The sequence below is a fragment of the Streptomyces sp. A18 genome, from assembly GCF_059026065.1.
The window spans coordinates 1-1,409 of the sequence record NZ_JBWLKL010000117.1 but is presented as its reverse complement, the minus strand read 5'-3'; the positions used below and the strand labels follow the sequence as shown (position 1 = coordinate 1,409).

At 66.7% G+C, this 1,409-nt stretch carries 1 pseudogene; it reads right to left on the bottom strand.

Features of this window, described 5'->3' with window-relative positions:
* Positions 1-176: 176 nt before the first annotated feature.
* Positions 177-1,285, bottom strand: a pseudogene (locus AC5P1C_RS43690) (IS701 family transposase).
* Between the last annotated feature and the right edge of the window lie 124 nt (positions 1,286-1,409).

Below are 1,409 nucleotides of genomic sequence, written 5' to 3'. Positions count from 1 at the left end.
TCTGTCTCTGTCTCGGTCTTGGTGTTCGCGTGGCCAGGGGCTGATGGCAGGTGGTGCAGATGCCGTTCCAACACCTCAGGGTGTTCTGGAGGGCGTCGAGGATTTGGTAGAGGGTGAGTCCGGCCCGGGCGCTTTTGGGGACAGGCGTCGTTCGGTGAGGAAGGCATGGGCGGCGGTCACGAGGGTGACGTGGTGGTGCCAGCCGGGCCAGGATCGGCCTTCGAAGTGGTCCAGGCCCAGACCGTGCTTGAGTTCGCGGTAGTCGTGTTCGATGCGCCAGCGGACCTTGGCCAGCCGGCCATATCGGCCATCGGGGTTTCCGTCGCCAGGTTCGACAGCCAGTATTCGGTGGGTGCCTCGGCGTCTTGGGGCCATTCGACCAGTAACCAGCAGTCGGGCAGGGCCCCGTCCCACCAGCCCTGATCGGCAGAGGCAGCGGCTTTGATCGGACGCTCGACAGCTTTGCCGGCTGGCCGGACACGGACAGCCGCGAAGCGGGAACGTAACTCCCCTCGCGAGCCATGTCGCCAGGTGAGCGTGGTGAAGGCCCCTGCCTCGAGTCCTGCGGCAAGGGCCGCCACTGAGGGTGCGGGGTCCCGGTAGCGGGGCTGGGGCCAGCAGCCGACCGTCCCCTTGCGAGCCGGGGCTTGAGGCTTGGCATCGAACGGGTGGACCGTCACATCGGCGCGGATGGCAAGCACGTAGGCGAGTTGCCGGTCGTCCAGTGCGGCCCGCAGGTGTGCGTTGGTGCCGTAGGCGGCATCGGCCACCACTGCCGGCGGCGTCATGCCCATTCGGCGAGGGTGTCGAGCATGTCCAGCGCCAGACGCCACTTCTCCCGGTGTGTGACCTCGGGCGGAACGAGGGTCTTGGCCCGACGGTCGCTGTCCCGGGCCCACTCCTCGGGAAGGAACAGCTGCCATTGCAGCGGACAGGAGGCGGTGTCGCTCGCCGCGTGGACGCTGACGGCGACCTGGCAGTTGGCGCGTTTGCCCAGGGCTCCGCAGTATTGCGGAGCCGTCGCGACCGACATCCGGCCGTCCTTGGGCACCGACACGTCGTCGATCACCCACGCCACCGGGCTGACCAGCGGCAACAGACGTTCATTGATCCGCCGCTGGACCAGCACCGGATCCCACGTCGACTGGTTCACGAACTGCTGCAGGTTTTGCTCGTTGCCGTCCGGCAGCCGCGACGCCATCGCCTGGATCGACTTACGGCGGCCATCCAGCATCAGGCCCCGCAGATAACAGTCACCCTTGGCCCGCTGGTCCTTACGCGGCACCGAGGCGAACACATCTGCCACGAACAGCGCCAACGTCGCCCGAACACGGTTCACTTCATGCGCGTCCACCCATCCAACATGCTCCTGATCAGGAACATCCGGAAGACGTAACGGAGTCCTACTA